Origin of the sequence: Neorhizobium sp. BETTINA12A (genome assembly GCF_023006485.1) — a bacterium.
Taxonomy (GTDB): domain Bacteria; phylum Pseudomonadota; class Alphaproteobacteria; order Rhizobiales; family Rhizobiaceae; genus Neorhizobium.
The window spans coordinates 1-24,059 of sequence record NZ_JALBGW010000072.1; the positions used below are offsets into that span (position 1 = coordinate 1).

At 60.9% G+C, this 24,059-nt stretch carries 19 protein-coding genes and 1 tRNA gene; 9 read left to right on the forward strand and 11 right to left on the reverse strand.

The window, feature by feature from the left end:
- The 4 genes from MOV61_RS17535 to MOV61_RS17550 form a co-directional block, all read right to left on the reverse strand.
- On the reverse strand, positions 1–3,417 hold a 3,417-nt coding region (locus MOV61_RS17535), incomplete at its 3' end, for a vitamin B12-dependent ribonucleotide reductase (protein WP_247137499.1).
- A gap of 689 nt (positions 3,418–4,106) precedes the next feature.
- Positions 4,107–4,604, reverse strand: a complete 498-nt coding sequence (gene gpt / locus MOV61_RS17540; RefSeq protein WP_038593180.1) for a xanthine phosphoribosyltransferase — start codon at positions 4,602–4,604, stop codon at positions 4,107–4,109.
- 78 nt (positions 4,605–4,682) lie between these two features.
- Positions 4,683–5,522, reverse strand: a complete 840-nt coding sequence (locus tag MOV61_RS17545; RefSeq protein ID WP_247137500.1) for a universal stress protein — start codon at positions 5,520–5,522, stop codon at positions 4,683–4,685.
- 123 nt (positions 5,523–5,645) lie between these two features.
- A complete protein-coding gene (locus MOV61_RS17550) occupies positions 5,646–6,431 on the reverse strand; it encodes a competence/damage-inducible protein A (RefSeq protein ID WP_247037923.1) in 786 nt (261 codons plus the stop codon).
- 248 nt (positions 6,432–6,679) lie between these two features.
- On the opposite strand from MOV61_RS17550, the gene wrbA reads away from it, so the two are divergent.
- On the forward strand, positions 6,680–7,279 hold the full coding sequence (gene wrbA, locus MOV61_RS17555; RefSeq protein ID WP_046624463.1) for an NAD(P)H:quinone oxidoreductase type IV: 600 nt from the start codon (positions 6,680–6,682) through the stop codon (positions 7,277–7,279).
- 159 nt (positions 7,280–7,438) lie between these two features.
- Positions 7,439–7,524, forward strand: a tRNA-Leu gene (locus tag MOV61_RS17560).
- Between the two features lie 231 nt (positions 7,525–7,755).
- Here the strand turns inward: MOV61_RS17560 and MOV61_RS17565 are convergent.
- The gene (locus MOV61_RS17565) at positions 7,756–8,709 is read right to left on the reverse strand and encodes a DUF4238 domain-containing protein (protein ID WP_247137501.1); all 954 of its coding nucleotides are present in this window, start codon (positions 8,707–8,709) and stop codon (positions 7,756–7,758) included.
- A 423-nt stretch (positions 8,710–9,132) separates the two neighbouring features.
- On the opposite strand from MOV61_RS17565, the gene MOV61_RS17570 reads away from it, so the two are divergent.
- Entirely contained in the window at positions 9,133–9,780 is a 648-nt protein-coding gene (locus tag MOV61_RS17570) for a metallophosphoesterase family protein (protein WP_247137502.1), read from the forward strand.
- Here MOV61_RS17570 and MOV61_RS17575 read toward each other — a convergent pair.
- A complete protein-coding gene (locus MOV61_RS17575; RefSeq protein WP_247137503.1) occupies positions 9,777–11,231 on the reverse strand; it encodes a TrkH family potassium uptake protein in 1,455 nt (484 codons plus the stop codon). The two genes, MOV61_RS17570 and MOV61_RS17575, sit on opposite strands and share 4 nt — an antisense overlap.
- 182 nt (positions 11,232–11,413) lie before the next feature.
- On the opposite strand from MOV61_RS17575, the gene ilvA reads away from it, so the two are divergent.
- On the forward strand, positions 11,414–12,628 hold the full coding sequence (gene ilvA / locus MOV61_RS17580; protein ID WP_244447513.1) for a threonine ammonia-lyase: 1,215 nt from the start codon (positions 11,414–11,416) through the stop codon (positions 12,626–12,628).
- Here the strand turns inward: ilvA and MOV61_RS17585 are convergent.
- Both MOV61_RS17585 and MOV61_RS17590 read right to left on the reverse strand, forming a co-directional pair.
- On the reverse strand, positions 12,621–13,613 hold the full coding sequence (locus tag MOV61_RS17585) for a carboxylesterase (protein ID WP_247137504.1): 993 nt from the start codon (positions 13,611–13,613) through the stop codon (positions 12,621–12,623). The genes ilvA and MOV61_RS17585 overlap by 8 nt on opposite strands.
- Positions 13,614–13,692: 79 nt before the next feature.
- Positions 13,693–14,709: a glycerophosphodiester phosphodiesterase family protein gene (locus MOV61_RS17590; RefSeq protein ID WP_247137505.1), complete on the reverse strand. Its 1,017-nt coding sequence runs from the start codon at positions 14,707–14,709 to the stop codon at positions 13,693–13,695.
- A 105-nt stretch (positions 14,710–14,814) separates the two neighbouring features.
- Between MOV61_RS17590 and MOV61_RS17595 the strand changes: the two genes are divergently transcribed.
- The 3 genes from MOV61_RS17595 (at position 14,815) to MOV61_RS17605 (ending at position 19,828) form a co-directional block, all read left to right on the forward strand.
- On the forward strand, positions 14,815–15,138 hold the full coding sequence (locus MOV61_RS17595; protein WP_247137506.1) for an HlyU family transcriptional regulator: 324 nt from the start codon (positions 14,815–14,817) through the stop codon (positions 15,136–15,138).
- A 132-nt stretch (positions 15,139–15,270) separates the two neighbouring features.
- Positions 15,271–18,459: an ammonium transporter gene (gene amt / locus MOV61_RS17600; protein WP_247137507.1), complete on the forward strand. Its 3,189-nt coding sequence runs from the start codon at positions 15,271–15,273 to the stop codon at positions 18,457–18,459.
- A gap of 85 nt (positions 18,460–18,544) precedes the next feature.
- Positions 18,545–19,828 carry a diguanylate cyclase gene (locus MOV61_RS17605; RefSeq protein WP_247137508.1) on the forward strand — a complete coding sequence of 428 codons (1,284 nt, stop codon included), beginning with the start codon at positions 18,545–18,547 and terminating at the stop codon, positions 19,826–19,828.
- Here the strand turns inward: MOV61_RS17605 and MOV61_RS17610 are convergent.
- Positions 19,825–20,442, reverse strand: coding sequence for an FMN-dependent NADH-azoreductase (locus MOV61_RS17610; protein ID WP_247137509.1), 618 nt, complete (start codon positions 20,440–20,442; stop codon positions 19,825–19,827). The two genes, MOV61_RS17605 and MOV61_RS17610, sit on opposite strands and share 4 nt — an antisense overlap.
- A gap of 162 nt (positions 20,443–20,604) precedes the next feature.
- Between MOV61_RS17610 and MOV61_RS17615 the strand changes: the two genes are divergently transcribed.
- On the forward strand, positions 20,605–21,573 hold the full coding sequence (locus MOV61_RS17615) for a LysR family transcriptional regulator (protein ID WP_247137513.1): 969 nt from the start codon (positions 20,605–20,607) through the stop codon (positions 21,571–21,573).
- 36 nt (positions 21,574–21,609) lie between these two features.
- Here the strand turns inward: MOV61_RS17615 and MOV61_RS17620 are convergent, their stop codons facing one another.
- Positions 21,610–22,638, reverse strand: coding sequence for a CorA family divalent cation transporter (locus tag MOV61_RS17620; protein ID WP_247137510.1), 1,029 nt, complete (start codon positions 22,636–22,638; stop codon positions 21,610–21,612).
- 300 nt (positions 22,639–22,938) lie between these two features.
- Between MOV61_RS17620 and MOV61_RS17625 the strand changes: the two genes are divergently transcribed.
- A complete protein-coding gene (locus tag MOV61_RS17625; RefSeq protein WP_038542284.1) occupies positions 22,939–23,499 on the forward strand; it encodes a DUF2087 domain-containing protein in 561 nt (186 codons plus the stop codon).
- 89 nt (positions 23,500–23,588) lie between these two features.
- On the opposite strand, the gene MOV61_RS17630 is transcribed toward MOV61_RS17625, so the two are convergent.
- Positions 23,589–24,059: PhzF family phenazine biosynthesis protein (locus MOV61_RS17630; protein ID WP_247137511.1), on the reverse strand; the 471-nt coding region annotated here is incomplete at its 5' end.

Sequence of the window (24,059 nt, forward strand, 5' to 3'; positions counted from 1 at the left end):
GGTGGCCGCACCCTTGATGTCGGCCGGGCGGTCGCCGCCGGTGCCGGAGACGAGGGTCGGTTTGTAGCCGCGGGTCAGGCCCTTGGAGACCACATCCGCCTTGCCTTCCGAAACGCCGCGGCCGAGCGCGGTGTTGGAGAAGTCCGACGTGTCGACATGTGCGAGGTCATGGCGGCCGAGATAGGAGATCGCCAGTTCCCGGAACACGTAGTCGAGGATGGACGTGGCGTTCTTGATCGCGTCATTGCCCGTGACGATGCCGGCCGGCTCGAACTTGGTGAACGTGAAGGCATCGACATATTCCTCGAGCGGCACGCCATACTGCAGGCCGAGCGAGACGGAGATCGCGAAGTTGTTGATGAAGGCGCGCAGGGCCGAGCCTTCCTTGTTCATGTCGAGGAAGATTTCGCCGAGACGGCCGTCGTCGTATTCGCCGGTGCGCAGGAAGATCGTATGGCCGCCGATCTTCGCCTTCTGGGTATAACCCTTGCGGCGGCCGGGCAGCTTTTCCTGGCTGCGGACGACCTTTTCGATGATCCGCTCGACGATCTTTTCGGTGATCGTCACCGCCTGGGCTGCCGCCGGCTGAGCCAGCAGTTCCTCGACGGCGTCTTCCGCATCGTCATCGGCAATCAGCGACGAGTTGAGCGGCTGGGAGAGCTTCGAGCCGTCGCGATAAAGCGCGTTCGCCTTTACGCCGAGCTTCCAGGACAGCATGTAGGCGGAGCCGCAGTCCTCGACGGTCGCATCGTTCGGCATGTTGATCGTCTTGGAGATCGCACCCGAGATGAACGGCTGGGCAGCCGCCATCATGCGGATATGGCTTTCGACCGAGAGATAACGCTTGCCGATCTTGCCGCAGGGATTGGCGCAATCGAAGACGGCCAGATGTTCGGCCTTCAGGAAGGGAGCGCCTTCGAGCGTCATCGCGCCGCAGACATGGATGTTGGCGGCTTCGATGTCCTTCTTGGAGAAGCCGATATGTTCGAGCAGGTTGAAGCTCACGTCGGCGAGCTGCTCGTCGGTGACTCCAAGCGTGCCCTTCAGGAAGTCTGCGCCAAGCGTCCACTGGTTGAAGACGAACTTGATGTCGAAGGCGGCCTTGGTGGCGCCGTTGATGGCTTCGATCTTCTCGTCGGTGAAGCCCTTGGCCTTCAGCGAGCCGGAGTTGATGCCGGGGGCCTGGTTGAGGTTGCCGTGGCCGACGGCATAGGCCTCGATCTCGGCGATCTGGCTTTCCGAATAACCGAGCGTGCGCAGGGCTTCCGGAACGGCGCGGTTGATGATCTTCCAGTAGCCGCCGCCGGCGAGCTTCTTGAACTTGACGAGCGCGAAATCGGGCTCGATGCCGGTCGTGTCGCAATCCATCACGAGGCCGATCGTGCCGGTCGGGGCGATAACCGAGACCTGCGCGTTGCGGTAGCCGTGCTGTTCGCCGAGGACAAGCGCCTTGTCCCAGGCAGCCTTGGCATGGGCGACCAGATCCTGGTCCGGGTTTTCCGAATGGATCAGCGCCACCGGGTTGACCGACAGCTGCTCATAGCCGGAGGTTTCGCCGTGGGCGGCGCGGCGATGGTTGCGGATGACCCGCAGCATGCTGTCGCGGTTCGGAGCGAAGTTCGGGAAGGGACCGAGCTCGGAGGCGATTTCAGCCGAGGTGGCGTAGGAAATGCCGGTCATGATCGCGGTCAGCGAACCGGCGATGGCGCGGCCTTCCGGAGAGTCGTAGGCGATGCCGGTCGACATCAGCAGGCCACCGATATTGGCGTAGCCGAGGCCGAGCGTGCGGTACTGGTAGGAAAGCTCGGCGATCTGGCGCGACGGGAACTGCGCCATCATCACCGAGATTTCGAGCACGACGGTCCATAGCCGCGTCGCATGTTCGTAGTCGGCGATGTTGATGCGGGCAGTCGCCTTGTCCTTGAACTGCAGCAGGTTCATGGAAGCGAGGTTGCAGGCCGTGTCGTCGAGGAACATGTATTCCGAGCACGGGTTCGAGCCGCGGATCGGGCCGCCGGCCGGCGAGGTGTGCCAGTCGTTCATCGTCGTATTGAAATGGATGCCCGGATCGGCGGACGCCCAGGCAGCGTAGGAGATCTGTTCCCAGAGATCCTTGGCCTTCAGCGTCTTCATCACCCGGCCGTCCTTGCGGGCGGTCAGGTTCCAGTCGCCATCCTGCTCGACAGCGCGCAAAAAGTCGTCTTTGAGCGAGACGGAGTTGTTGGAGTTCTGGCCGGAGACGGTGAGATAGGCTTCCGAATCCCAGTCCGTGTCATAGGTCTTGAATTCCAGGTCCTTGTAGCCCTGGCGGGCGAACTGGATGACGCGGCCGATATAGTTTTCCGGAACCTGATCCTTCTTGGCAGCCTTGATCTCGCGCTTCAGGGCCGGGTTCTTGAGCGGGTCGTAGCAATCGTCGCCAGATCCGCCTTCGCAGTTCAGGCAGGCCTTCATAATCGCCTTCAGGTGGCGGGAGACGATCTTTGAGCCGGTGACGAGGGCTGCCACCTTCTGCTCTTCCTTGACCTTCCAGTTGATATATTCCTCGATATCCGGATGGTCGATGTCGACGACAACCATCTTGGCTGCACGGCGGGTGGTGCCGCCCGACTTGATGGCGCCCGCAGCGCGGTCGCCGATCTTGAGGAAGCTCATCAGGCCCGACGAACGGCCGCCGCCGGACAGCTTTTCGCCTGCGCCGCGCAACATCGAGAAGTTGGAGCCGGTGCCGGAGCCGTATTTGAACAGGCGGGCTTCGCGGACCCAAAGGTCCATGATGCCGCCCTCGTTGACGAGATCGTCCTCGACCGACTGGATGAAGCAGGCATGCGGCTGCGGATGCTCATAGGCCGACTTCGACTTGGTGAGCTTAGCCGTGAAGGGATCGACATAGAAATGGCCCTGGCCGGGGCCGTCGATGCCATAGGCCCAATGCAGGCCGGTGTTGAACCATTGCGGGGAATTCGGGGCGACGCGCTGGGTTGCGAGCATGTAGGCAAGCTCGTCCATGAAGGCGGCCGCGTCTTCTTCGGAGGTGAAATAACCGCCCTTCCAGCCCCAGTAGGTCCAGGTGCCGGCAAGGCGCGAAAAGACCTGGCGCGCGTCGGTTTCGGAACCGTACTGCTCTTCCTTAGGCAGTGCCTTCATCGCTTCCGTGTCAGCTACAGAGCGCCACAGGAAGGAGGGGACGTCATTCTCTTCGACCTTTTTCAGGATCTTAGGAACGCCGGCCTTGCGGAAATACTTCTGCGCCAGAACGTCCGTCGCAACCTGGGAGAACTGCGCCGGCACGTCGATATCGGCAAGCCGGAAGACGATCGAGCCGTCCGGATTGCGGATCTCGCTGATCCCCTTGCGGAATTCGATTTCCCCGTAAGCACCTGTCTCCGGCTTGGTGAAACGACGTTCGATGCGCATTGCCTTAAATCCTCGTCCGTTGGCGCCTGATGATAAGGCGCAGATGTGCCGCTCCAGCCCACACGTTCGACGCGCGCAGCCGGTTGAATGTTCCCGATCCCAGGTGAATCATCTTTCGATGCCAACCTGTATGTTGTGGTGATAACGGCTGCAACACTACTACATATAGTATTAACAGAATCTTTCCGCCAGTCCCAGCCGTTGTTTCGGAGCGGAAAATCGAGCACGCACGGAGACCCTGATAGCAGCCCGCCCCTCATAGCCGGACTGCGTGATCTTTTCCCGTCAAACTCGAAGAAGAACCGGCCTCGTAATTCCGGTCCAGTCGCCGCCGCAACGTAAGGAACACTGTCGAACGAGCCGAGAGATTCGTCAAGGCGTAGATTGCAACGCTTTTATAACCACAAGATATTGTGGTTCTTGGCTGTGGATAACGGGGATGAAGAAATAGCCGAGGATTCTCAGGCAGTTGCGGGGATGGCCTGAAACTTGTGTTACGAAGCCGAGAAATATTTCGTGAGCGGCGGCCGGTGCCAGAAGCCCGGTTCAGCAGGGTTTTGAAGGCTGAGCCGTACCATATTGAGACACATCAAGAATCTGCGGCCACTAGTAATAGACAAGCCCGCGCGGTTTTTTAACCGGGCGGGCTCGTGACAAGGACCGAGATTTTTGAAAGGGGCCGGAAAGAATCAGCCCTTGGCGCCCTTGGCGATTGGCTCCTGATAGGTGAAGCCCATGTCCCAAGGGAAATAGATCCAGGTGTCCTGGCTGACTTCGGTGACGAAAGTGTCGATGGTCGGCACACCGGAGGGTTTTGCATAGACGCAGGCGAAATGGGCCTTCGGCAGCATGGCGCGCACTTCCGACGCCGTCTTGCCGGTATCGGTCAGGTCGTCGATGACCAGGACGCCGGCGCCTTCGTCGACCGTCAGTTCGGGCGTGATTCCCTTCAGGAGGTTCATTTCGCCCTGGTTGACGTAGTCGTGGTAGGAGGCGATGCAGACCGTCTCGATCAGGCGGATATTGAGTTCGCGCGAAATGATCGCCGCCGGCACAAGGCCGCCGCGGGTGATGCAGACGATGGCACGGAATTCCCGGCCAAGGCCGGCGAGCCGCCAGGCAAGTGCCCGGGCATCACGGTGGAACTGGTCCCAGGAAACGGGGAAGGCTTTTTCGGGAAGAGACATAGGGCTGGCCACCATTTGCGAAAGCATATTGTTGGCTCTCGCTAATAGCGGCAATTCCCCGGTCGACGCAAGGATTTGTCAGCGGGAAAGCAAAGTCAGCGCCGTCATCGAATCGAGCAGACTGCGGGTAACGCCGCCAAACAGCATTTCCCACCAGCGCGAATGGCCGTAGCCGCCCATCACCAGAAGATCGACACTGCCTTCCGAGAGATGGTTCTCGATCGCCGCTGCCGCGGAGATACCGCTCTTTCCCTGCGTCGACAGTGTTACGTTGACGCCGTGCCGGGCAAGGGTTGCAGCGATCTCGGCGCCCGCCATTTCCGGCGTCTGGCCGCCACGGTCGCTCGGATCGACGCAGAACACCTCGACGCTTTCGGCAGCTTTGAGGAACGGCATCGAATCGAAGGTCGCCCGCGCCGCCTCTCGCGAACCGTTCCAGGCGACCAGCACCCGTTTGATCGGCTGCGGCACCTTCATCGTGTAGGGGATGAGCAGCATCGGCCGGCCGCTGTCGAAGAGGAATGTTTCGATATCGGCGCGATGATCGGCATGGGCCGGGTCGCTCTGGCTCGCGACGATCAGGTCGACCGCATGGGCGGTATCCATCACCGAATGGGAGCCGTAACCGGCCGACGACGTGAAGCTGCGCCATTCGATGGAAAGACCATCGCGAGACGCCTGGTCCTTGAAGATCCGCTCGACCTCGGCGGTTTCCTTCTGCGCGGCGTCCTGAAGGATCTGCACGGCGGCGGGATCTGGAATTTCCATCGGCGCAATCAGCGGCACGGCGGCGAGCGTTTCGGCATGCACGCCGATCAGGTGGGCGGAAAACCGCTCGGCGAGCGCTATCGCGAAATCGGTGATCTGCCTAGCGTTTTGAGGGGTGTCGAGAACGGCTAGAATGGTCCTGTAGGCCATGGCTGTGTCTCCTCATCAACTGGTTCCACGGAATTGGAAACCAGTGTCTCATAAATACGTGTGTCGCACTTTGATCCCGGTCAAGGAGGGCACCCCGGCAATGAGGAAACAGAGTGCCGCGGGTCAGGCGTCGGCTGTCGGATTGGTGGCGATCTTGGCGCGGTCGATGCCGGCGATCATCTCTGCCACGGCTTGCGCAGCCGCATCGAGAACCTGCGGGTCGCGGGCGCGCACCACGATCTCGGTCGAGAACCGCTGCCCGTCATATTTCGGATAGGAGCCGATGCTGGTCTCCGGATGCGCTTTCTGTACGGCCGACAGCAGCGTGCCGATATCGCCTTCGCCATAGGGGCAGGGGAGCGCCCGCGACAGCATCTTTGCGCCCGAGCGCAGCATCGGCAACACGTTGTCGACCATCGCCTGGAAGACCTGCGGCACGCCGGCCATCACGTAGACATTGCCGATGATGAAGCCCGGCGCGGTCGAGACCGGGTTTGCGATATGCCTGGAGCCTTCAGGCATGCGGGCCATGCGCTGGCGGGCTTCGGTGAATTCCATCTCCCGGCGCTTGTACATGTCGGCAAGCAGCCTCATCGCTTCGGGATCGTGGATGCAGGGCACGCCAAAGGCCTTGGAAATCGCGTCGGCGGTGATGTCGTCATGGGTCGGGCCGATGCCGCCCGAGGTGAAGACGTAGTCGTAACGGCCGCGCAGCGCATTCAGCGCCTCGACGATCGCATCCTCCTCGTCGGCGACGATCCGCACTTCCTTGAGGTCGATGCCGGAAAGCGTCAGCAGATCGGCGAGATGGCCGATATTCTTGTCCTTCGTCCGGCCGGACAAAAGTTCGTCGCCGATGGCGAGCATGGCGGCGGTGACGATCAAGGACGGCTGGGGCGCTTCGGACATGGAAATTCCTCCGTAAATGTCACACTCCTAAGCTCAAATTTTTCAAGGCAGAAGCGATTTTGTCGTGATCAGCGCAGAAAGGAGGTCCGTTACGAATTTATGATCCGCAAGCGAAATATCGTCTCCAAAAGCTGAACAGTGCGTAGACCTCGCAAGGGCTGTCGCCGATCCGTGAAGCCGTTACATATGGGTCTGGTTCTGGCCGCAGACGGCCTTGTTCACACACCAGACATCGAATGGAGAAGATCATGGCAAAGGTTCTCGTGCTTTATTATTCCGCTTACGGCCACATCGAAAAGATGGCCTATGCCGTCGCGGAAGGCGCAAAGTCGGCAGGCGCCGACGTGACGGTCAAGCGCGTTCCGGAACTGGTCCCGGACGAGGTCGCCAAGGCCTCCTACTATAAGATGGACCAGCAGGCTCCGGTCGCGACCGTCGAGGAATTGACCGAATACGACGCCATCATCGTCGGCGCCGGCACCCGCTTCGGCACGGTCGCCTCGCAGATGCGCAATTTCTGGGATCAGACCGGCGGCCTCTGGGCACAGGGCAAGCTGGTCGGCAAGCTCGGCTCGATGTTCACCTCGTCGGCCACCCAGCACGGCGGCCAGGAATCCACCATCCTCGGCTTCATCCCCACGTTCCTGCACCAGGGAATGGCCGTTGCCGGCCTGCCCTATGCCTTTGCCGGCCAGATGGGCACGGAAGAAGTCAAGGGCGGCTCGCCCTATGGCGCCAGCACGATCACCAACGGCGACGGCTCGCGCCAGCCTTCGGAAATCGAACTCGAAGGCGCCAAGTTCCAGGGCGCCCACGTCGCCAAGCTGGCAGCCAAGCTCGCTGGTTGAGTGAATTGCGATAATTTCTGAAGGGCGCGGCGAGAGATCGCCGCGCCCTTTTTTGCATTCCTTCCATCCGACCGTCTCGCTTTTTTCGTAACCGGCGAACCGCTTCCGCAATTTCGGTGCTTGACGGCGTCGCGCAAGTTCAAGAAACAGGACGCCCATGCGGACGTGGCGAAACTGGTAGACGCAAGAGACTTAAAATCTCTCGGCCTTTGGTCATGCGGGTTCGATCCCCGCCGTCCGCACCACTACAAAGAAAACCCTTGTAGTTTCAGATTGTTGATTGATCTGAGAGCTTCTCAGACGCCCATCGCTACAAAGGGCGCTACAAAGCATGGTTCAGATGACGACGTTGAGCAAAGCCACAAACGGGGATTGGTTCGCCAGAAAAGCGATTCCCGCTGATGTCCGTGAAGCCTATCAGGCAAGGGTGACGCTTTCCTGAGGAAGCTCGTTGCTACGTTCCGTGACAAGACCGCTTAAGCGTCAAGGCGATCCTCTGGTATGATATCCAGCGGAATGCTGTTCATGACCTCCAGAAATGAGGGGGCCTGTGCAGCTTGTAGCGCAAGGAGCCGCTGCATAAGTTGCGGTTCCTTGTCTCTGCTCATTCGGTTCTGCACGAACCGCAGTTGCCGCTCAGAAGAGCCATAGACCAGCTTGCTAGCCTGCTCTACGGCTTTCTGATTGGCCATGCTTTCGAGCTTCGGCAGGGCGGCGTAACGCTTAAGCATCGTTGGGTTGCGGGCCGCGATGAACAGATGACGTGGTCCTACCGGCAGAACGATGTGGCTGTGATCGCCATTCAGGCCTTTGGTGTAGGTGACCGGGCGATCAGAGGTCAGTAGCTCGTGGTCAGCGGACAAAGACATAACGGTCCACTGCATGTCACACAGCATGTCGATCAGTTTCTCATTCGTGATTATCTTCTTGAGCGTGACCAGTGCTTTGTCGGGAACCGTTTCCATCACTTCTGAAGTCAGTTGCTCAAACGTTCGCGTTTCCTCGGCGGGTCTGGACGCGTCGAAGAGCCTGCGAAAAGCAGGCGCGAACATCAGGATTACTTGCTTCCGCATCTCTTTGACCACAGGCACATCTTCGGGCATCCTGCACATCAGCGATACCACAAACGTTGCCCATGCTTGCCGATCAGCGTCGGAGAGAGCTGCCCCAGAGATCAGCCGGCGCATCGCATCAGCAGCTCGGCTATCAACAGGAGAGAAGAAGTCCCTCTCCATTTCCCATGCACCAGCTTCAGTCAACTCAGAAGCGTACAGCCGGTTGACGTAGCCCGTGCCACTTGGATGGACACGACGCGCCTTCACCTTCGGCCCGAAAGGCCGGCTGAACTCAACGAGTTTCTCTCCGGGCTGAAGTGCCCACTGCTTCAAGTAGAAGACCGGGAGGTAGTGATGCTTCTTGGCTGCCTGCATAGCGAGCAACATAATCTGCCTGTCTACGCGGTGCCAGTGCCAATAGGGCAGGATCTATAAGTCCGCTGTCCGCGAGCTTCTGCAGGATTTCGTTCTCATCCATGTCATACAACAAGCCTTCCACTATAACGCCGCGTCTCAGTCTGTTCAGCCGGTCGTTTGAGGCTTGAATCGCCGCTTTTCAGGCAGTCAAGGTGGACCTTAAGCAAGGGCTGGAAATCCCCGTGGATGGCGTTGTTCAATCCCGGGCAGCCTGCTACAAAAGACACTACAAAGATCGATTTGGGTCGAAGAAAAAGACGATTAAAATCAACAGCTAAAGCCTGTGTGCCCGGTTCCCCCCGCCGTCCGCACCAAACCTGACCTTGCCTGCAACCGTTTTCCGTGAAGACCGTTTGATATCCACTTCGATGGAGGTGTGCTTTGGGCTTTACCTTTGCGATCGGCGATATTCATGGCTGTCTTGCGCAGTTGAAGGAATTGCTTGCGCAGGTGGAGGACCATGCGCCTTGCGGGCACGTGGTGTTCATCGGCGACTATATCGATCGCGGGCCGAAGAGCCGCGGCGTGCTCGACCTCGTCATGGCCGGGCCGCGCAAGGAGGGATGGCGGTGGACGGCGCTCAAGGGCAATCATGAAGACATGATGGTCCGCGCCCACCAGAACGGCGGGCACGACGAGATCCTCTGGATTGACAATGGCGGCCGCGAGACGATGGTTTCCTTCGACGGTTACGTGCCGCCCGAGGTGCTGTCATGGTGCGCGCATCGTCCGCTGATCCACGTCGACGAGCATCGCATCTTCGTGCATGCGGGCGTCGACGAGACGTTGCCGCTCGAGGGGCAGCGGGAGCGTGACCTGATCTGGAAGCGATTTGCGAGCGACGACGACGGCGAATTCTGGGGCCGGCATCTCTGCCACGGCCACACGCCGCTTCCCGACAATCCGCAGACGATCGGCAACCGCACCAATATCGACAGCGGCTGCGTGTTCGGCGGTGAGCTGACCTGCGCCGTCTTCGACGACGACGAGCCGGGCGGGCCGGTCGAATTCCTGCGCGTGCCGGGCTAGTGCCGCCAGAAGACCGGCGTCAGCAGGACCAGCACGGTCAGGATTTCGAGACGCCCGAGCAGCATCATCAGCGACAGTAGATAGAGCGCTGGATCGCTGATCGTGGAAAAGTTGCCGACGGGGCCGACGATCGGGCCGATGCCGGGACCGACATTCGACAGCGCGGTGATGACCGAGGACGTGGCGGTCAGGATATCGTAGCCGAACAGCGTCATGCCGATGCTGCCGACCACCCAGAGGAAAATGTAGAGGCTGACGAACAGGAAGACTGCACGCTGGGTCTCCGCATCCACCGTCAGGCTGCCGTAACGCACCGGATAGATCGCGTTCGGATAGATGAGCTTGTTGAGCCCGGCGCGGATGACGTTGACCATCACCACGAAACGGTAGGCCTTGATGCCGCCGGCAGTCGAACCGGAGCAGCCGCCCATGAAGGTGGCGAAGAAGGCGACGAGCACCGCGAATGGTCCCCAGAGCGTGTAGTCGTCGCTCGCAAAGCCGCCTGTCGACAGGATCGAGGTGATGTTGAAGAACGAATGGATCAGCGCGTCATCGAGTTCGATGCCATTCCTCAGGTGATGGTAGACCGCAACGGCGATCGATATGACGCAGAGATAACCAAGGAAAACCAGGATTTGCGGATCGCGCAGCGTATCCAGCCGCCCGCGTACGGCAAGCAGGATCAGCACCGAAAACGGCAGGCTGCAGATCGCCAGGAAGACGGTGCCGAAGACCAGCAGCGCGTTGTTGTCGAAATAGGCAAACGACATGTCGTGCGTCGAGAAACCGGCCGTGGCGATCGTCGACATCGCATGGTTCAGCGCATCGAAATGGTCCATGCCGGCAAGATCGTATGCGACGGTGCAGGCAAGCGTCAGCAGCACGTAGACGATCAGGAAGGCACGGGTGAAGCTCGCAAGCCGGGCGAACGGCTTGTCGTTGGTCTCCGACGATTCGAGCTTGAAGATCGAGGCGCCGCCGACCTTCAGAAACGGCAGCACGAAGAGGCCGAGGCCGACGATGCCGATGCCGCCGAGCCAGGAGAGCAGCGAGCGCCAAAGCAGGATGCCGGGCGGCATGGTATCCAGCCCGACGATCACCGTCGAGCCGGTAGTGGTGATGCCGGAGATCGATTCGAACAGCGCCTGTGCAAACGAGAGTTCGTGTTCGGCAAGAAAAAGCGGGATCGCGCCCACCACCGAAAACATCGCCCACAACACATTGACCAGCAGGAAACCCAGCCGCTTGTTGAAGACCGGCGGGGGGCCATGGGTCGCAAGCGCCGCCGCCGCCGCAAGCCCGCCGACCATGAAGCCGGACATCGCGAAGACCTGCCAGTCGCGGTGCCCGTAATAGAGGTCCACCATAGCCGGCAGGAACATTGCCAGCGACAGGTAGAGTGCGCAGAGCGCCGTCATGTAGATGACCGACCGGAAAAGATTGGCGTTCAAAAATGGTTGTCCCGAATTTCGCGGCAACTGAAAGAAGCTTTGTCTCAGCCGTAAGCCTATGGCATAGCGGGACCATTCTTGAAATTCAATGGATGGCCGATGTGACCGAGGCAGAGTTGACCAAGGCAGACGTGACCAAGGCGGGCGTGACGAAAGCGGGCGTGGACGACGCGAGAGTTGCGATGCGGGAGATTTTTCCCGAGACACCGCTGCAGATGAACGAGCACCTCAGCCGCCGTTATGGTGCCGAAATCTGGCTGAAGCGCGAGGACCTGTCTCCTGTCCGCTCCTACAAGATCCGCGGCGCCTTCAACTTCCTGCGCAAGGCGATCGCGTCGGGTGCCAAGGGCAAGACTTTCGTTTGCGCCTCGGCCGGCAATCACGCGCAAGGGTTCGCCTTCGTCTGCCGCCATTTCGAAGTGCCGGGCGTGGTCTTCATGCCGGTGACGACGCCGCAGCAGAAGATCGACAAGACCCGCATGTTCGGCGGCCCCTTCATCACCATCCGGCTGATCGGCGACATTTTCGACCAGTGCTATGCGGCAGCCCGTGCCCATGTGGAAGAGACCGGCGGCGTCATGGTGCCGCCTTTCGATGACGCCGACATCATCGAGGGCCAGGCAACGGTTGCGGCCGAACTGCTCGAACAACTGCCTGACAGCGTAACACCCGATCTGATCATCCTGCCGGTCGGCGGCGGCGGGCTTTCCTCCGGAACGACGGGTTATCTGAAGGACATCGTCAAGCGGGAAGACTTTCTCTTCACCGAGCCGGAGGGCGCGCCGAGCCTCAAGAAAAGCCTTGAAGCCGGCGAGCCGATCACGCTCGCCAAGCTCGACAATTTCGTCGACGGTGCTGCGGTGGCGCGGATCGGCGACCTGAATTTCGAAGCTTTGAAGGGCTTTTCTGCGGATCAGGTCCTGCTGGTGCCGGAAAACGCCATCTGCGTGACGATCACCGAAATGCTCAACGTTGAAGGTGTCGTGCTGGAACCGGCCGGCGCCCTGTCGATCACCGCGCTCGAAATGCTCGGACGCGAAAAGCTGGCCGGCAAGACGGTGGTCTGCGTCGTCTCGGGCGGCAATTTCGATTTCGAGCGCCTGCCTGACGTCAAGGAACGCGCCATGCGCTATTCCGGCGTCAAGAAATATTTCGTGCTGCGGCTCGCCCAGCGCCCTGGCGCGCTGCGCGACTTCCTCAACCTGCTGGGGCCGGAAGACGATATCGCCCGGTTCGAATATCTGAAGAAATCGGCGCGCAATTTCGGCTCGATCCTGATCGGCATCGAAACGGCAAGGCCGGAAAATTTCGCCGGCCTGCTCGAACGCTTCGAAGCCGCCGGCATGGGCTATCAGGACATTACCGAAAACGAAATCCTGGCAAACCTCGTCATCTGAGCGTCGCTTCCAGCCAGGCGACGACGCGGTCAGCAAGCGGTCCGGTGGTCGCCGGGGAAACGATGTCGCCGGCAATCACGTGATTGCCGGGATCGCCGGTCTGGCCGACATCGACAAGCTCATGAGGCCCGCCCCAGCGGCCGGCGACCTCGCGCACCTTGTCGGGGCGGATGACCTGATCGAGCGACGAATAGAGAAACAGCGCCGGTGTCCTGACCTGCTCGACCGGGCTCTCGACCGAGAGTTTTACGAGCGCTGCCATCGGGAGCAGCGCTTTTGTCGGATAGCGGGTCGTCCAGTGGGCGGCGTGGCGGTCGTTATAGGGCGTGAAGCCGCGGCTTTCGCCAAGCAGCAGTTTTGAAAGCTGCGGTGCGATCGGCGTCGTCAGCAGGAAAGCGGCAAAGCTGTTGATGCCGTAGTTCGGCGATACGAACACGGCCGCCGAGATGCGGGATGCGATCTTCGGATCGGCAAGCGCCAGCGTCGCAAGCGAGGCGCCGGTCGAAGTGCCGATGACGATGACGCGATTGCCGAGCGCTTCACCGATCGCGAGACTTTCGGAAAAATCTGCCAGCCAGTCTTTAAGGCTTGCTTCGCCCATGGCGTCGCCGCTGCGGCCGTGGCCGGCGAGGCGGGTGAAATAGAGATTGGCACCGAGCGCCGCCGCGACGCGATCGGGCAGGGGGCGTATCTCCTCGGCCGAGGCCGAGAAGCCGTGCAGGTAGACGACGACGAAGGACGTCTTTGCTTTCGTCGCCGGATCGGCCCAGACGACGCGTTTGGCGGCACCGGGCCTTATATCCGGGTAGCGGCTTTCGCTGGCGGCAAGATAGGCATCGATATCGGTGCCGAGGCGGGCTTTGTCGAAAGCCGGAAAACCGTCAGCAGGCATGCGCGGGCCGGACATCAACACCACTCCGAAGGCGGCGATCAGGATCGCGCAAACATAAATGATCGCCCGCCATGACAAGAATCTCCTCCGCATCCGGCGCTCCCTCCGAACCGAAGGAGATGATAGGCGGGCTTCGTGACGACGGGAAGTCTATCTGCCGCAGATTAGCGGCCTAACCGCAGATCCGCGGTCGGGAGGGTAGGGCGCAGAAGCCGCGACGCTTCACTTCGGGCTTTACCTTCTCGATCACATTGGTCCAGACGAGACCCGGAAAGCCTGGCGGCACCATGTCCCAGGTCTTGGGGTCGTCTATGCCGGAGGACCCGGCATCGCCAGCCTCGAACGGGCCGATCAGCACGACGTCCGACCCGGCCGCCTGCATCCGGTTGTAGAAACGCTCCGGCCAGCCCCAGAGCAGGAAGGCAAGATTGCCCGGGACCGGCACCAGGGTATTTCGGCAGGTTTCCGGCACATGACCGCTCCAGCCGAGAGCCAGGTAGTTGAAAAGGCAGGATTTGGCCGAGCGGTTGGAGTAACCGGGAAGGGCTGTCACCAACCCGACCGCCGTTTCGGTCGGTTCGTTGCCGCCATAAACGCCGAACGCCGCTGCCCGCGCGCTGGGGTCGGTCTTGAGAAGCGTTGCCAGAGCCTCACCTTCTTCCCGGCGGCGGCTCTTGAAATTGATCAGGAAACGTCCATCCGGAAGGGCGGAGAAGACTTCCGTCAAAGTCGGCATCAGGCCCTTGCCCTGGCCCCGAAACGGAAAGGTCCGGCCGTCGTCGGCGGTGTAGCCGTAGCCGATGTCGAGTGTCTTCAAAACCGGCATCGGCGTCTGTTCGGTAACGCCCTTGCCCTCGGTGCGGCAATCGAGAATCCAGTCGTGGAAGACGGCGAACTGCTTGTCTGGCGTCAGATGCACGTCGAGTTCGACCACGTCGGCGCCGGCATCGAAGGCGGCCTTCATGCCGGCAACGGTATTCTCCAGAAAAGCATGCGTCGGCGGCAGCATCAGGCTTGCAGTGCAGGTATCGTTCTCGACATGGGAGGCGTCGAAAAGTTGGTGCTGCCCGCGATGGGCAATGATCCTGAGCGGCTTGTCGCTCGGAAAGCGGGAGAACAGGGAGGTATTGCCGATCCAAAGCGCGGCGATGACCGCTAGGAGGAATGCTGTGGCGATCTTCCATTTCATGCGGACAGGCTCCTCAATCGTGCGGGTGGATCTAAGACGTTGGATTGTGACTTTTCCTTGGGTGCCCTGCTTCCGGGCGGCGCGGGAATATGCTAGGCAGCCGCCATGGCTTCGTTCCTGTCTAATATTTTCTCGATGTTTTCCGGCGGCAGCAAAGCTGCCGAAGCACCTGCTGCTTCCGCAAAGCCGGTCGAACATAGCGGCTGCATCATCCATCCGGCGCCGATCCGCGAGGGTTCGCAGTTCCGGCTGGCAGGGCGTATCGAGAAGGATGTGAACGGTGAGACGCTGGTGCGCACCTTCGTCCGCGCCGACGTGTTCACTTCCATGGACGACGCGGTTGAATATACTGTCCGCAAGGCTCAGCAGATCATCGACCAGAATGGTCCGGCGCTGTTTTCCGATGGGGAAAAGTCGCGCTCCGCGTGACATGCGTTCCGCATTGTGATCGCAAAAATTGTGAGTCACACTCAAAATTAAATCATTAGCGATAGCTTGAGGCATCTGTTCCGATGTCTTTTCTGCGGTCGACTTTTAATGCGATCTCGCTGGTCATATTTCATGCTCTTTATAGGCTCCGGGCTTTCCGGCGGCCTTATTCCAAGCTTTGCCTTCGCGGATGATCTGCTTTCGCGCACTTCCCGGCTGGACATGACGTGGGTGCTCGTCGCCGCCGGACTGGTGATGATGATGCAGGTCGGCTTCCTTCTTCTCGAAGCCGGCATGGTGCGCTCGAAGAACTCGATCAACGTGGCGCAGAAAAACCTTCTCGATTTCGTCTTCGGCGTCGTCGCGTTCGCCGCGGTCGGCTTCATGATCGCCTTCAGCCGTTCGAATGGTTTCCTGTTCGGGAAGCAGAGCGAGTTCTATTTCCTGCGGGATCTCGACAGCTGGCAGTCGGCGTTTTTCGTCTTTCAGGTGATGTTTTGCGGCACCGCCGCGACGATCGTCTCAGGCGCCGTCGCCGAGCGCATGAAGCTGGCGGCCTATGTGTTCGGCTCGCTGTTCATGTCGGGTCTGATCTATCCGGTCTTCGTGCATTGGGTGTGGGGCACAGCGCTGTTTCCCAATGCATCCGCCTTCCTGTCCCAGATGGGGTTCGTCGATTTCGCCGGCTCCACGGTCGTCCATTCGACCGGCGGCTGGGTGGCGCTTGCGGCCTGCATGGTCATCGGCCCGCGCATCGGCAAGTTCAATGCCGACGGAACGCCGGTCAGGATCGCCGGCCATAGCCCGGTCCTGTCGACCACGGGCGCACTGCTTCTCTTCATAGGTTGGATCGGCTTCAACGGCGGGTCGACGCTCGGCGTTTCCGACCAGTTGGCGCCGATCATCATGAACACGGTGCTGGCCGGCGGCATGGGCACCTGCGTCGGTTATGTCATCGGATTCTACCAGGACGGCGTCATCCTTCCCGAAAAGTCGAACTCCGGCATGCTCGGCGGGTTGGTGGCGGTGACCGCCGGCTGCCATATCCTCGATCCGGCAAACGCGCTGATGGTCGGTGCCATCGGCGGCGCAGTGGCGATCTTCGGCAACGCCTTCGTCGAGAGAACGCTCAAGATCGACGACGCGGTCGGCGCCATCGGCGTGCATGCCTTTGCCGGTGTCGCCGGAACGCTGCTCCTGGCGCTTCTCGCGCCGGTCGATCAGCTTCCGGCTGGCGGCAGGTTGGCGCAGTTGCACGTGCAGTTGGTCGGCGTCGGCGTCAATTTCTACTGGTCCTTCGGTCTCGGCTACGCCTTCTTCTGGGCGGCCGACCGGCTGATGCACATCCGCGTTTCGGCCAAGGACGAAGAGGTCGGGCTGAATCTTGCCGAACACGCGACCCGCCTCGGCGTCGGCCATGTGGAGGATGCACTGGCCGATCTTCTTGGTGGCAATGCCGACCTGCGCAAGCGCCTTCCCATGGTCAAGGGCGACGAGGCGGAAAAGCTGACCGGCCTCTTCAACCGGCTGATGGATAATGTCGAGGAGGAGGAGCGCAGCCGCGGAGAACTGACCGAGCTCCGCCGCGACAACGAGGAATCCGAGCGCGTCGCAGCGCTTGCGAACGCCACGTTCGAGGCGATCCTGATCCACCGGGACGGTATCATCGTCGATGGCAACGAGCAGCTTGGCAAGATGATCGGCCTGCCGCTTCTCGAAATCATCGGCCATTCCGTCTTCGACTTCCTGCATGATGGCGAGACGATCCCCGTCGTCGACATGATGAAACTCAACGACGACAACAGCCATGAGATTCTCGTGGTGCTGGCAAGCGGCGAGGAAATCCCCGTCGAGGCGCGGGGCCGCGACATCCTCTATCGCGGCGAAAAAGCCCGTATCGGCTGCCTCGTCGACCTCAGGGAGCGCAAGCTGGCGGAGAGCCGCATGCGCTACCTCGCTCTCCACGATCCGCTGACCGGGCTGCCGAACCGGGTGCTGTTTTCCGAACGGCTGACCGAACTTGTGGATGAGGCCGGAAACGGCAGGGGTTGCGGCGTCCTGATGGTCGATCTCGATCGCTTCAAGGACGTCAACGACATCCATGGCCACCAGGCCGGCGACGCGGTGATCCGCGAAACCGCCGCGCGTCTTGCCGCCGAAGCCGGGCCGGACAACATCGTCGCCCGTCTCGGTGGAGACGAGTTCGCGGTCATCATCGCCCATACATCTGATACCGACGAGCTTGAGAGTATCGGCGATCGGCTGCTGGCCGCGATGGCCGATCCGATCGATATCGGCCACGGTGAACAGGTCAATATCAGCGTTAGCATCGGGGGGGCGCTCTGCCCCGAACATGCAAAAGACGTGGACGCGCTGATCGGCTGCGCCGACGTGGCACTCTATCATGCCAAGAACGCCGGCCGGAATGCCTGCCGCATGTTCAAGCGGGGCATGAACGAATTGATCGAGAAACGCCGGGAACTGGAAGTCGATCTGGAAATCGCCTTGCAGCGGGGCGAATTCGAACTCTATCTGCAGCCTCGTGTCGAGGCGGAAAGCGGCCTCATCATCGGTTACGAGGCGCTGCTGCGCTGGTTCCATCCGAGGCGCGGCATGATCAGTCCGGGCGATTTCATTCCGGTCGCCGAAGCCTCCGGCAAGATCATCCGGCTCGGCGCCTGGGTGCTCGCCGAAGCCTGCAAGATCCTGGACAGTATCGAGGGCCATATCAGCGTCAACGTCAGCCCGCTGCAGTTCCGCCATGCGGATTTCGTCACCGATCTCGCTGATCTGCTGAAGACCACCGGTGCCGATCCGCACCGGATCGAGCTCGAGATCACCGAAAGCGTGCTGATCGAGGACGACAAGCGCGCCGTGCAGATCCTCAACGATTTAAAGCGCATGGGCTTCCACATCGCGCTCGACGATTTCGGCACCGGTTATTCATCGCTGAGCTATCTCAGCCGCTACCCGTTCGACACGATCAAGATCGACCGCAGTTTCGTCAACAACCTGAACCTGGTCGACAACGCGCAGATCATCGTACGCACCATTATAGACCTCGGCACCGGCCTCGGCATGAAGGTCGTCGCGGAAGGTGTCGAGACAACCGAACAGGCGCTGTTCCTCGCTCATGCAGGCTGCGACGAGCTGCAGGGCTATCTTCTCGGCAAGCCCCGGAAACTAGGCGAGATCACGCGCGAAATCGATCCGGCAATCGCCACCCAGTTGCGCAACGTGCCGAAGAAGCTGCCGGAAATCCAGGACTACCCTACGTTCGAAGGGGAAACCTACCAGCCGTTATTGCATAGTCACGCATAATGGCCATAATCCCCATGGGGGTTGGACACGTAAAACGATAGCCGTTACAGCGGCATAGCACCTGCAGGGAGCAAAGCGGATCGAAATGCAGGTGTTCAATCTCGCGCTCTTCCTCCTGGAAGCGGTAATCTACTTCGCCGTCATGACCGCCTTCCTGCATTACCGCCGCCAACTCGGCCTTGGCATATTTCTGGCGGCACTCGGCGTTATGCATTTCATGGAGACCTATCTTGCGGCGGTCTTCTACATCGAACTTCCATTCGGCACCGTGTCTCCCGGCTCGTCGGTCTTTTTTGCCGGCAAGCTGATGATGATTCTGCTCCTTTACCTGAAAGAGGATGCGGCAGTCGTCCGCCAGCCGATCTACGGGCTTTTCCTCGGCAATCTCCTGACCGTCGGCATCGCCCAGATTCTTCAGGCACATGAGGTCGTGGCTCTGCCGGGCGGCCGGGCCGCAGACATGGCATTCTTGAGCGAGATGGGCTGGCTGATGGTGTGGGGCACGGCGCTGCTCTATGTCGACGCGATCGGCATCATCCTGCTCTACGAGCGGCTGGGGCGGGTGCTGCGCAGTAATGTGGTGTTGCGTTTCGCGATCAGCGGCGCAGCTATCCTGACCTTCGACCAGATCGGTTTTTACTCGGCGCTGAACATCCTCTTCGGCGCGCCGCCTTCGGTCTTCTTCGGCGGATGGTACGCCAAGCTGCTGTCGGTTGTTCTCTATTCGCTGCTTTTTGCAGCCTATCTCAAGATCGAGCAGATTCCGCGGCTCGCCAGATCGACGCGCGAGATCACCGATATCTTCAACGACCTGACGTTTCGCGAGCGTTATCAGGCGTTGCTTGCCAAGAGCGGGGTCGACGGGCTGACTGGCCTTTTCGATCGCGGCCGGCTGGAGGCGGATGTTCCGAAACTCATTCGCCGCTGCCTCGATCGCGGAACAGGGCTCAGCCTGATCATCGTCGACGCGGATCATTTCAAACAGGTCAACGACCTCTTCGGCCATCTGAAGGGTGACGAGGTGCTGAAGGAAATTGCGCTCTGTCTGCAGGCGGGCTCACGCCCGAGCGACCATCTTTCCCGTTTCGGCGGCGAGGAATTCGTGCTGATCCTGCCCGATACCGATCACGACGGCGCCCTGACGATCGCAGAACGTCTGCGCATTGCGATCTGCCGATCGGTCATACGTCCTGACGGCCAATGCGTGACGGTCTCGATCGGCGTGGCGACGGTCCCGGAAGACGGACATGCGCTCGATACGCTGCTCGGGCGCGCCGACGAGCGGCTCTATCGCGCAAAAAATGACGGCCGGGACAATGTCCACGGCCGTCTTGGCAGGCTCGTCCCGTCAGGCGCAGGGACGGCTTAAGCGGCGAGAGCGAGCTGCCGATTGCGCTGCTGGGCGCTGGCGATCGCCTTTTCAGCAGCTTCAGGGCCGAAGGCGACGCCTTCGACATAAATGACTTCCACATCGGTCATGCCGAGGAAGCCGAGGATGGTCGTGAGGTACGGGACGGCATGGTTCATGCCGGTGGCCGGGCCTTCGGAATAGACGCCGCCGGAGGCGAGCACGATATAGATTTTCTTGCCGGTGGCGAGGCCTTCCGGGCCTTCGGCCGTGTAGCGGAACGTCTGGCCGGCGCGGGCGATGTTGTCGATCCAGCTCTTCAGTGTCGAATAGATGTTGAAGTTGATGAGGCCGGTGGCAATGACCACGGTATCGGCAGCCATCAGTTCGGCGACCAGCTTGTCCGAATAATCGGCGGCGGCAGCTTCTGCCGGGGTGCGGTCGGCCGCAGGCTTGCGGATGGCGGACGTGGTGACGCTGTCGAGATGCGGGATCGGGTTGGCGCCGAGATCGCGATGGACGACCGACGTACCGTTGTCGCGAGCGCTCAGTTCGTTGGCGAGGTCATGGGCGACCTTGCTGGAGAGCGAGTCGTCGCCGCGTGGGCTGGAAGTGACGAGGAGGATGGAGGACATGCTTCTTTTCCTTATCTGGAGATCTTATCTGCGGTCTTGGGCCTGCAGAAGGATTGGAGAGCGGGTGGATCCGCTGTGTTCGAGAAAATAGATAGGCGTGGACGCCCATCGATAAAACTGAGATAATATCGAAGCTATCTATCGAAAATCTGGATGACGACCATGGATGCCAATCCCACCCTCGATCAGTTGCAGGTGTTTCTGGCGGTTGCCGAAACGGGCAGCTTTTCTGCGGCCTCGCGCGCGCTGAACCGGGCGCAATCGGTGGTCAGCTATACGATCGGCAATCTTGAAGCCCAGCTGGAAATGGCGCTTTTCGAGCGCAGCGGCGCTCGCCAGCCGAAGCTGACCGAAGCGGGCAAGGCGCTGCTGACCGACGCCCGGCGCATCGTCGCCGACCTTCAGGTGATGCGCGCCCGGGCCAAGAGCATCAAGCAGGGGCTGGAGGCAGAACTGTCGGTGGCGTTGAGCGTGATGGTTCCGTCGGATGCCGTTGTGACGGAGCTGCGTGAATTCCGGGAGAGGTTTCCGAGCGTGGCGCTCAATCTCAGTATAGGCGAACTGGGCATGGTCATGGAGATGGTCCTATCCGGGAAGGCCGATATCGGTATCGGCGGATCGATCCTTCGGCAGGAGGATTCGGTGGTGATGGAGAAGATTGGCTACTCCTTCATGATCCCGGTCGCCGCTGCCGAACATCCGCTTGCAAAACTCGGTCGGCCCCTGACGCTCGCGGACGTGCGCGAGGAAGTCCAGCTGGTCGTCACGGATACGTCCGGCCTGACGAATGGCCGCGATTTCAATGTCCTGTCCTACAAGACATGGCGCGTTAGCGACATCGCCACCAAGCACCAGCTGATCAAGGGTGGTCTTGGCTGGGGCGGCCTGCCGGCTTCGGTCGCCGGAAGGGACATCATGGACGGAACTCTCGTCGCGCTCGATCTCGAAGCCTATGAGCAGAGCCAATATCCGCTCTATGCCATGCGCAAGGCCGCAAACCCTCTGGGACCTGCAGGCCGGTGGCTGGTCGATGCCATGGAGCGTCGGCTGTCGACCTGCCCGAGCCATGACGACTTCAAGCAGATGCTCGGCATCGAACCTCGGGAAGGAATGCCTGAAGCCGCCGAATAGCCGCAGCTCTATCGGCCGGGGCGCATCGAAGCGGGGTCAAAGCCAGTCGATGCGCTTGAGGATCCACAGCGTGCCCGCGGAAATAACGACGACGAGCACAACGATGATCAGGAAAGCCCAGGTGTCGTTAACGCCGGGAATGCCACCAACATTCATGCCGAAGAGACCCGCCACGACGCTCGGCGGCAGGAGAAGGGCAGCCAAGGCCGCAAGCCTGTTGGAATTGCGGGCGATCCGTTCGCCGATGACCGTCGAAAGGTCGTCATGAAGGATGCCGGTGCGGTCGCGGATCGCGTCGAGATACTCGATGAACCGCATCAGCTTATCGATCACCTCGCGAAAGCGGAGCTTGTCGCGTTCCTTGAGCCACGGCGCATCGTCGTGCTCGATCCTGTTGAGCGCGTCTCGTTGCGGTGCGAGATAGCGGCGTAGCTGTACTGCACGGCGGCGCAGCAGCTTGAGCCTCAGCCGGACTTCGCTTGCTTCACCCTTGAAAATCAGCTCGTCAAGTTCGTCGACTTCTTCGTCCATGTCATCGAGCACCGGCTCCAGATCGCGGACGAGCTTGTCGCTGACGAGCGCCAGCAGTTCTCCCGCCTGCCGGGGACCCTTGCCGTTATCGAGGGCCCGCCGGATATCGCGCAGCGCGGTGATATAGTGGCCGCTGTCGCGCAATGTCACCAGCCGGTGCTCGTCTACCCAGATATGCAGCGGCACGAGATCGATCTCGTCGGAGTTTTTCTCTGCTTCTTCCGGCGGAGCGGCGCAGACACCCCGTAGGATGATCAGCAGTCCGTCGCCCACGGGTTCGACGCGCGGGCGGGAATCCTCCGCAAGAAGCGCCTCCGACACCAGCGGATCGAAGCCGCCTTTGGTATTTATCCATTCCGCGGTCGCCGGGTGATCGCGCTCGAAATGCATCCAGACGATACCGTCGCCCGGCTTCCAGCTGCAGGCCTCGGACATGTTCATCGTCCTGCAGCCGCCGTGGCCGTCGAGGACAAGGACGAAGCGCAGGCCTGGCTCGTCTCCGTAGCTTACTGCGGTCTTTGCCTTTTCGAGCATCCGTGTGCGTCCTCCCGCCGATTTCGGATCGATTCTACCAGCAAATACTGTGCCCGCGAAGGGTAAGCATTCCCTCAACAACGGCGGAACGATCGGCAGTCACCGGCTGCGAGTTGACGACGTTTTGACCTCTGCTATAACGGCACAACGGTCTGCAGTTCACCGAGGCGTTGCCGTCCCGAAAGGGAAGCTAAACCTGCTCATGACAAAGATGATCAGCACTTATCCCGTGCTAGAGTCGACAAGCCGGCGACCAGCGACACCCTGATTTTTAGGGAATGGCACGTTTAAGGATAAGACATGCCGAGATCCATCTTTCCCATGGAGATCGCCGACCTGTCGGCTTTCGCCAAATCCGTCCGCGACGGGATCGCCAGGTTCGATCACAAGCCGAGCCATCTGGAGATGCTCAATCTCCTGACGCGCGCAGCGGGCTTCCGCAACTACCAGCATTTTCGCGCCGTTGCCAAAACAGCCGACGTCATCGCCGAGTGGCGCCCGGTGCTGGAGGACACGCCGGCGCCCGACGAGGCGCGGGTGTTGAAGACAGCGCGCCATTTCGACGAGGAGGGCAGGCTGGTGCGCTGGCCCGGCAAGCGCGGGCTGCAGGAAATCTGCCTGTGGTTCCTGTGGTCGAAGATACCGGCGGACCGGGAGTTCACCGAACGGCAGATCAGTGAACTCTTGAACACGCTGCACCTCTTCGGCGATGCCGCGATGCTGCGCCGCGATCTCTTCGATTTCGGTCTCGTCCAGCGTACGCGGGACGGCCGGGAATACCGCCGCATCGAAAAGAAGCCGCCAGCCGAACTGAAGCTGCTGCTGTCGCGGCTCGGCCTCGCCAGGGCAACGGCGGCATAACCGTCAGTCGACCCATTCCGGGATCGGTCCAAATCACGATCGTGAGCCATCGGCTGGGACTTTCCCTGCCGATGGCATCTCCGACAGGATCAGAGTTCCAGCGTACCCTGAATACATGTGACCACGTCTCCGCCGATCCAGATATCGTCGCCGACTTTGTCGACATACACCCGGCCGGCGCGACCGAGCACGGTGCCCTGGGCCGCAACGTAGCTTTCCGGCGCGACACCGGATCCGATCAGCCATTGGGCAAGGCCGGCGTTGAGACTGCCGGTGACCGGATCTTCATAGCCGTTGCGGGTAAAGGCACGCACCTCGAATTGCGCGTCCTTACTGTCAAGATCGGGATTGAAGCGCCCGACGAGCCCGACGCGGCTGCCGGCGAGAGCGGAATAGTCCGGCTTGACCGCCAGCACATCGGCGCGCGAGGGCAGGCGGACGCCGATCCAGTCCGGGCCGTTCTCGCACCAGTTGGAATCCTCGATCAGGTTGGTGGGCAGGCTGAGCGCCTTGGCGATCCGCTCCACCAGCGCCGGATCCACCGGGCCGCTGCGCGTCAG

What these genes read in the sequence shown, in the direction of transcription:
- gpt (WP_038593180.1), bottom strand. Translation starts at nt 4,604, where the DNA reads ATGTCTCTTCCCGAAAAAGCCTTCCCCGTTTCCTGGGACCAGTTCCAC.
- MOV61_RS17545 (WP_247137500.1), bottom strand. Translation starts at nt 5,522, where the DNA reads ATGGCCTACAGGACCATTCTAGCCGTTCTCGACACCCCTCAAAACGCT.
- MOV61_RS17550 (WP_247037923.1), bottom strand. Translation starts at nt 6,431, where the DNA reads ATGTCCGAAGCGCCCCAGCCGTCCTTGATCGTCACCGCCGCCATGCTC.
- wrbA (WP_046624463.1), top strand. Translation starts at nt 6,680, where the DNA reads ATGGCAAAGGTTCTCGTGCTTTATTATTCCGCTTACGGCCACATCGAA.
- MOV61_RS17565 (WP_247137501.1), bottom strand. Translation starts at nt 8,709, where the DNA reads ATGCAGGCAGCCAAGAAGCATCACTACCTCCCGGTCTTCTACTTGAAG.
- ilvA (WP_244447513.1), top strand. Translation starts at nt 11,414, where the DNA reads ATGCGGGAGATTTTTCCCGAGACACCGCTGCAGATGAACGAGCACCTC.
- MOV61_RS17585 (WP_247137504.1), bottom strand. Translation starts at nt 13,613, where the DNA reads ATGCGGAGGAGATTCTTGTCATGGCGGGCGATCATTTATGTTTGCGCG.
- MOV61_RS17590 (WP_247137505.1), bottom strand. Translation starts at nt 14,709, where the DNA reads ATGAAATGGAAGATCGCCACAGCATTCCTCCTAGCGGTCATCGCCGCG.
- MOV61_RS17595 (WP_247137506.1), top strand. Translation starts at nt 14,815, where the DNA reads ATGGCTTCGTTCCTGTCTAATATTTTCTCGATGTTTTCCGGCGGCAGC.
- amt (WP_247137507.1), top strand. Translation starts at nt 15,271, where the DNA reads ATGCTCTTTATAGGCTCCGGGCTTTCCGGCGGCCTTATTCCAAGCTTT.
- MOV61_RS17605 (WP_247137508.1), top strand. Translation starts at nt 18,545, where the DNA reads ATGCAGGTGTTCAATCTCGCGCTCTTCCTCCTGGAAGCGGTAATCTAC.
- MOV61_RS17610 (WP_247137509.1), bottom strand. Translation starts at nt 20,442, where the DNA reads ATGTCCTCCATCCTCCTCGTCACTTCCAGCCCACGCGGCGACGACTCG.
- MOV61_RS17615 (WP_247137513.1), top strand. Translation starts at nt 20,605, where the DNA reads ATGGATGCCAATCCCACCCTCGATCAGTTGCAGGTGTTTCTGGCGGTT.
- MOV61_RS17620 (WP_247137510.1), bottom strand. Translation starts at nt 22,638, where the DNA reads ATGCTCGAAAAGGCAAAGACCGCAGTAAGCTACGGAGACGAGCCAGGC.
- MOV61_RS17625 (WP_038542284.1), top strand. Translation starts at nt 22,939, where the DNA reads ATGCCGAGATCCATCTTTCCCATGGAGATCGCCGACCTGTCGGCTTTC.